Genomic DNA, 6156 nt, shown 5'->3' with positions numbered 1-6156 from the left:
GCGCGTCAGGAAGGACAGCCCAGCATGTCCAGCCACCCCCACCACCCCCGTGCCCGGCGACCGATCGCCGCTGCCGCAGCGCTGCTGCTCGCGGCCACCGCCGGCATCGTCACCACGGCCGCGGCGCCCGTCCCGGCGTCCGCCCACCCGATCTCGGCGAGCGACTTCCAGCAGGTCGAACTCGCCCGCGGTGTCGCCGAGACCGGCGAACCGATGTCGCTCGCGGTGCTGCCCGACCGGTCGGTCCTGCACACCGCCCGCAACGGCACGCTGCGCCGCACCGACGCGGCCGGCGCCACCACAGTCGTCGGCACGCTGCCGGTCTACACCCACGACGAGGAAGGGCTCCAGGGCGTCGGCGTCGACCCCGGCTTCGCCTCCAACCGGCACATCTACCTCTACTACGCCCCGCCGCTGTCCACCCCGGCCGGGGACGCGCCCGCCACCGGCACCGACTTCTCCGCCTGGCAGGGCGTCAACCGGCTCTCCCGGTTCACGCTCAACGCCGACTTCACGCTCAACCAGGCCAGCAAGGTCGACGTGCTCGACGTACCGGCCGACCGGGGGCTGTGCTGCCACGTCGGCGGCGACATCGACTTCGACGCCGCCGGCAACCTCTACCTGTCCACCGGCGACGACACCAACCCGTTCGACTCGGCCGGCTACGCGCCGATCGACGAGCGGACCAACCGCAACCCCGGGTACGACGCGCAGCGCAGCGCCGGCAACACCAACGACCTGCGGGGCAAGATCCTGCGGATCAAGGTGAACGCCAACGGCACGTACTCGATCCCGGCCGGGAACCTCTTCGCGCCCGGGACCGCGCGGACCCGCCCGGAGATCTACGCGATGGGCTTCCGCAACCCGTTCCGGATCAGTGTCGACAAGGCCACCGGCGTCGTCTACGTGGGCGACTACGGGCCGGACGCCGGCACCACCACGGCCCGCGGCCCGTCCGGGCAGGTCGAGTTCGACCGGGTCACCGCGCCCGGCAACTACGGCTGGCCGTACTGCACCGGCACCAACACGGCGGCCGAGACGTACGCCGAGTGGGACTTCGCCACCGGGACCGCCGGCCCGAAGTTCAACTGCACGGGCGGGCCGACGAACAACTCGTTCCGCAACACCGGCCTGGCCACGCTGCCGGCGGCGAAGCCGTCCTGGATCCGCTACGCCGGTGACGCCGGCAGCCCGCCCGAGTTCGGCGGGGGCTCCGAGTCGCCGATGGGCGGCCCGGTCTACCGGTACGACGCGGCGAACCCCTCCACCACGAAGTTTCCGCAGTCGTTCGACGGGCAGTTCTTCGCCACCGAGTTCGGCCGGGGCTGGATCAAGCCGATCCACGTCGACGCGGACGGCTCACCCGGCACCATCGACAGCTTCCCGTGGACCGGCAAGCAGGTGATGGACTCGGCGTTCGGCCCGGACGGCGCGTACTACGTGCTCGACTACGGCACCGGCTACTTCAACGGCGACGCCAACTCGGCGCTGTACCGATTCGACTATCTGGGCGGCGCCAACCGCGCCCCGGTGGCCCGCGCCGCCGCCGACCGGACCTCCGGCGCCGCGCCGCTCACAGTGGCGTTCTCCTCGGCCGGCTCGTCCGACCCGGAGGGCGGCGCGCTGACGTACGCCTGGACGTTCGGCGACGGCGGCACCTCCACCGCGGCGAACCCCTCGCACACCTACACCGCGAACGGCAGGTACACCGCCACGCTCACCGTCCGCGACCCGCAGGGCGCCAGCGGCACCGCGAGCGTGACGGTCACAGTGGGCAACACCGCGCCGACGGTGGTGATCGAGACGCCCGGCAACGGCAAGCTGTTCTCCTTCGGCGACACCGTGCCGTTCCGGATCACCGTCACCGACCCGGAGGACGCCACGATCGACTGCACGAAGGTCAAGATGACCTACGTGCTCGGGCACGACCAGCACGGCCACCAGATCACCTCGGCGACCGGCTGCACCGGCTCGATCGCCGTACCCGTCGACGGTGAGCACGACGACGCGGCGAACATCTTCGCCGTCTTCGACGCCGAGTACACCGACTCCGGCGGCCTCACCACCCACACCCAGCACACGCTCCAGCCGCGGCACCGGCAGGCCGAGCACTTCAGGACGTCGTCCGGGATCAACACGTTCGACAAGGCCACCGCCGAGGGCGGCAAGACCGTCGGCGACATCCAGAACGGCGACTGGATCGCGTTCCAGCCGTACCTGCTGGCCGACGCCACCGGATTCACCGCCCGGGTCTCGTCCGCCGGGGCCGGCGGCACGCTCCAGGTGCGGGCCGGCTCGGCCACCGGCACCGTGCTCGGCTCGGCCACCGTCCCGGTCACCGGCGCCTGGGACACGTTCGCCACAGTCACCGGCACGATCGCCAATCCGCCGGCCGGCACCACCACGCTCTACCTGACGTTCGCCGGTGGCACCGGGGCGCTCTACGACCTGGACGCGTTCACGCTCACCACGTCGGCCGTCCGCACCGGCCCGGTCAAGGGCCTGGCCGGCAAGTGCCTGGACGTCCGCAACGCCGCCACCGCCGACGGCACCCAGATCCAGCTCTACACCTGCAACGGCACGACGGCGCAGTCGTGGACCGTGACGCCCAACGGCACCGTGAAGGCGCTCGGCAAGTGCCTGGACGTATCCGGCGGCGCCGGCGCGGACGGCACGAAGATCCAGCTCTACACGTGCAACGGCACGGGCGCGCAGAACTGGTCGGCCCAGGCGGACGGCACGCTGCGCAACCCGTCGTCGGGCAAGTGCCTGGACGTGTCGGGCAACAACTCGGCCGACGGCACGGCGGTGCACCTGTGGACGTGCACCGGCGCGGCGAACCAGCGCTGGACCCTGCCGTGAGGATGAAGGAGAACCAGATGAAACTCCTGCGTTCCGCACTGGGGGCGGTGACCGCCGTCCTCGCCACCATCGCCTGCACGGTCCCGGCGGGTCCGGCGGCGGCCGCCGACGCCCCCTACGACGTGCTCGTCTTCTCCAAGACCGCGGGCTTCCGTCACGACTCCATCGCCACCGGCGTGCAGGCCGTACGCGAGCTGGGCACGGCGAACAACTTCACCGTCACCGCCACCGAGGACGCCGCCCAGTTCACCACCGCCAACCTGGCCCGCTTCGAGGCGGTGATCTTCCTCAACACCACGGGGGACGTCCTCAACGCCAGCCAGCAGTCGGCGTTCGAGGCGTACATCGGCGCCGGCGGCGGGTACGTCGGCGTGCACTCCGCCGCCGACACCGAGTACGACTGGCCGTTCTACGGCAACCTGGTCGGCGCCTGGTTCGCCTCCCACCCGGCCATCCAGCCGGCCGTCGTGAAGGTGGAGGACCGGGCGCACGCGGCAACCGCGCACCTGCCCCAGCGGTGGAACCGCACCGACGAGTGGTACGACTACCGCTCCAACGCCCGCTCCACCGCGCACGTGCTGGCGAGCCTGGACGAATCCTCGTACTCCGGGGGCTCGATGGGCGGCGACCACCCGCACGCCTGGTGCAAGACGTACAGCGGTGGCCGGTCCTTCTACACCGGCGGCGGCCACACCCAGGCGTCCTACGCCGACGCGGCGTTCCGGGCGCACCTGCTCGGCGGCATCCGCTACGCCGCCGGGCGCACGAAGGCCGACTGCCGGCCGGAGACCGGCTACACCGCGCTCTACAACGGCGGCACCACCGGCTGGTCCCAGGCCGGGCCGGGCAGCTTCACCAGCGCCGACGCCACGCTCACCTCGGTCGGCGGCATGGGTCTCTACTGGTACAGCGCGAAGCAGTTCACCAACTACTCGCTGAAGCTGGACTGGCGGCTGGCCGGTGACGACAACTCGGGCGTGTTCGTCGGCTTCCCGCCGTCGAGCGACCCGAACTCGGCGGTGGACAACGGATACGAGGTACAGATCGACCCCACCGACGCGGCCGACCGCACCACCGGCGCGATCTACGGGTTCTCCTCCGCCGATCTGGCGGCCCGGGACGCGGCGCTCAACCCGGCGGGGGAGTGGAACACCTACGAGATCCTGGTCGAGTCCGAGCGGCTCCAGGTCTTCCTCAACGGCGTACGGATAAACGACTTCACCAACACCGACCCGGTCCGGTCGCTCGCCGGGCACGTCGGCATCCAGAACCACGGCACCGGCGACGACGTGTCGTTCCGCAACATCCGGATCAAGGAACTCGGCGGCACGCCGCCGCCGACCGGCAACACCACGGTCCAGGCCGAGGCGTTCGGCACGGCGAGCGGCGTCAGCGCGTACCCCAAGGCCGGTGCCAACGGCGGCCAGACCCTGGGGTACGTGGACCCGGGCGACTGGGCCGCGTACCCGGGGCTGGACCTGACCGGTGTGACGGCGCTGCGGGCCCGGGTGGTCTCCGGCGGCCCGGGCGGCACGCTCCAGGTGCGCACCGGCTCGCCGACCGGCCCGCTGCTCGGCCAGGTGGCGGTGCCGAACACCGGTGGCTGGACCACGTTCGCCGACGTGTCCACCGCGCTGACCGGTGTGCCGTCCGGTACGCAGAGCGTCCACCTGACGTTCACCGGCAGCGGCTCCGGGCTGTTCGACGTCGACGACTTCACGCTGGTCCGCTCGACCGGGACCGGCGGCTCCGGCCCGGTGAAGGGCCTGGCCGGCAAGTGCCTGGACGTGCGCAGCGGCTCGTCGGCCGACGGCACGCAGATCCAGCTCTACACCTGCAACGGCTCGTCGGCGCAGTCGTGGACGGTCACGCCCAACGGGCCGGTGAAGGCGCTCGGCAAGTGCCTGGACGTCTCCGGTGGCGGCAGCGCGGACGGCACGAAGATCCAGTTGTATTCGTGCAACGGCACGGGTGCGCAGAACTGGTCGGCGCAGGCGGACGGGACGGTGCGTAACCCGTCGTCGGGCAAGTGCCTGGACGTGTCGGGCAACAACTCGGCCGACGGCACGGCGGTGCACCTGTGGACGTGCACCGGCGCGGCGAACCAGCGCTGGACCCTGCCCTGACGGAGGCCATAGAGTGGAGGCGGCGACCGCGAGGTGGCCGGTGACCCGGCGGGAGGCGCAACCCGCCCGGGAGCAGACGCTCCGGCGTCCACCGGTTCCCACGTGCCGCCGCCTCCGGTCGTCCTCGCCCCGGTCCGCGACGGAATCCCCCATCACCACAGGGGAGAAGGACAATGGCGCGACCCATCACGCTCTTCACCGGCCAGTGGGCCGATCTGCCGTTCGACGAGGTCTGCCGGCTCGCCGCCGAGTGGGGCTACGACGGGCTGGAGATCGCCTGCTGGGGCGACCACTTCGAGGTGGACAAGGCGCTCGCCGACGACTCGTACGTGGAGCGCAAGCGGGCCACCCTCGCCAAGCACAACCTCCAGGTGTTCGCCGTCTCCAACCACCTGGTCGGGCAGGCCGTCTGCGACCACCCGATCGACGAGCGGCACCAGGACATCCTGCCGGCCCGGATCTGGGGTGACGGCGAGCCGGAGGGCGTGCGGCAGCGGGCCGCCGAGGAGATCAAGGACACCGCGCGGGCGGCGGCGAAGCTCGGCGTACGCACCGTCGTGGGCTTCACCGGCTCGTCCATCTGGCACACGGTGGCGATGTTCCCGCCGGTGCCGCCGGCCATGATCGAGCGCGGCTACCAGGACTTCGCCGACAGGTGGAACCCGATCCTCGACGTGTTCGACGAGGTGGGCGTGCGGTTCGCGCACGAGGTGCACCCCAGCGAGATCGCCTACGACTACTGGACCACGAAGCGCACGCTGGAGGCGATCGGGCACCGGGAGGCGTTCGGGCTCAACTGGGATCCGTCGCACTTCGTCTGGCAGGAGCTGGACCCGGTGAACTTCATCTTCGACTTCGCCGACCGGATCTACCACGTGGACTGCAAGGACGCGAAGGTCCGTACCGGGGACGGGCGGCGCGGCCGGCTCTCCTCCCACCTGCCCTGGGCCGACATGCGGCGCGGCTGGGACTTCGTCTCCACCGGCCACGGCGACGTGCCGTGGGAGGACTGCTTCCGGGCGCTGAACGCGATCGGCTACGACGGCCCGATCTCGGTCGAGTGGGAGGACGCCGGCATGGACCGCCTGGTCGGCGCGCCGGAGGCGCTCCAGTTCGTCCGCCGCCTGGCCTTCGACGCCCCGAGCGCCGCCTTCGACGCCGCCTTCAG

General features: G+C 71.6%; 3 protein-coding genes. All 3 read left to right on the top strand.

Annotated features, from left to right (window positions below):
- The first annotated feature begins 24 nt into the window (after positions 1-24).
- Entirely contained in the window at positions 25-2862 is a 2838-nt protein-coding gene (locus tag F8279_RS28840) for an RICIN domain-containing protein (RefSeq protein ID WP_091421563.1), read from the top strand.
- Between the two features lie 17 nt (positions 2863-2879).
- The gene (locus F8279_RS28835) at positions 2880-4988 is read left to right on the top strand and encodes a ThuA domain-containing protein (protein ID WP_091422067.1); all 2109 of its coding nucleotides are present in this window, start codon (positions 2880-2882) and stop codon (positions 4986-4988) included.
- 173 nt (positions 4989-5161) lie between these two features.
- Positions 5162-6156 (top strand): sugar phosphate isomerase/epimerase (locus tag F8279_RS28830; protein WP_151501623.1); only part of this gene is annotated, 995 nt, incomplete at its 3' end.

It is taken from the genome of Micromonospora sp. AMSO1212t, assembly GCF_008868145.1.
Classification (GTDB): Bacteria; Actinomycetota; Actinomycetes; order Mycobacteriales; family Micromonosporaceae; genus Micromonospora; species Micromonospora tulbaghiae.
This window is presented reverse-complemented; position numbering and strand designations above follow the sequence as displayed.

Excerpts from the sequence above, each read along its gene's own strand:
- F8279_RS28840 (WP_091421563.1), top strand. The coding sequence starts at position 25 with ATGTCCAGCCACCCCCACCACCCCCGTGCCCGGCGACCGATCGCCGCT.
- F8279_RS28835 (WP_091422067.1), top strand. The coding sequence starts at position 2,880 with ATGAAACTCCTGCGTTCCGCACTGGGGGCGGTGACCGCCGTCCTCGCC.